The 1,358-nt window shown below is 62.4% G+C and carries 1 protein-coding gene; it reads left to right on the top strand.

Annotation, left to right across the window (positions count from 1 at the left end):
• Positions 1-1,358: beta strand repeat-containing protein (locus J2I47_RS26345; RefSeq protein WP_374759935.1), on the top strand; the 1,358-nt coding region annotated here is incomplete at both ends.

The following is a 1,358-nucleotide window of genomic DNA, read 5'->3' as shown; positions in this document are numbered from 1 at the left end:
GCGGTTGTTCGGCTGTCACATCAGCTACGGTCACGGTCAACCCCGCCGTGACCGCCACGCTCAGCAGTGCCACCATCTGTAACGGCACTTCGGCCACCTTGACGGCCACGGGTGGTACGAGCTACAGCTTCAGCAATGGCACCAGCAACACCACAGGGACGCTGATTGTCACGCCCAACACCACCACCATCTACTCCGTGACAGTGACCAACGCCAACGGCTGTTCAGCCATCGCCTCGGGCACCGTCACGGTCAATCCCGCCGTCACTGCTACGGTGGCCAGCCAGACCATCTGTAACGGTACTTCGGCTACGCTAACAGCTAACGCCAGCGGGGGCAGTGGCTTTACATATGCCTGGGCGCCAACGGGCACGGGCAACACCCAGAGCGTGGTCGTCTCCCCCACCAGCACCACCACCTACAGCGTCACCGTTACCAACAGCAACGGTTGTTCGGCCCTCACCTCAGCTACCGTCACGGTCAACCCCGCTGTGACCGCCACGCTGTCGTCGGCCACCATCTGTAACGGCACTTCGGCTACGCTCACGGCCACGGGCGGCACGAGCTACAGCTTCAGCAATGGTACCAGCAACACCACAGGGACGCTGATTGTCGCGCCCAACACCACGACCATTTATTCGGTAACGGTGACCAACGCCAGCGGCTGTTCAGCCATCGCCTCGGGCACCGTCACAGTCAACCCCGCTGTGACCGCCACGGTGGCCAGCCAGACCATCTGCAATGGCACTGCGGCCACCCTGACAGCTAATGCATCAGGCGGTAGCGGCTTTACATATGCCTGGGCACCAACGGGCACGGGCAACACCCAGAGCGTGGTCGTCTCCCCCACCAGCACCACCACGTATAGTGTGACGGTCACCAACAGCAACGGTTGTTCGGCCCTCACCTCAGCTACCGTCACGGTCAACCCCGCTGTCACCGCCACGCTGTCGTCGGCGACAATTTGTAACGGTACCTCGGCGACGCTGACGGCTACGGGTGGTACGAGCTACAGCTTCAGCAATAGCACCAGCAACACGACGGGCACATTGATTGTCGCGCCCAACACCACCACCACTTATTCGGTGACAGTGACCAACGCCAGCGGCTGTTCAGCCATCGCCTCCGGCACGGTGACGGTCAACCCCGCTGTGACCGCTACGGTGGCCAGCCAGACCATTTGTAACGGCACTTCGGCCACCCTGACAGCTAACGCATCGGGCGGCAGTGGCTTTACGTATGCCTGGGCACCAACGGGCACGGGCAGCACCCAGAGCGTGGTCGTCTCCCCCACCACCACGACAACCTACAGCGTCACCGTTACCAACAGCAACGGCTGTTCGGCCCTCACCTCAGCT

Source organism: Fibrella rubiginis (assembly GCF_017353185.1).
GTDB lineage: Bacteria > Bacteroidota > Bacteroidia > Cytophagales > Spirosomataceae > Fibrella > Fibrella rubiginis.
This window is presented reverse-complemented; position numbering and strand designations above follow the sequence as displayed.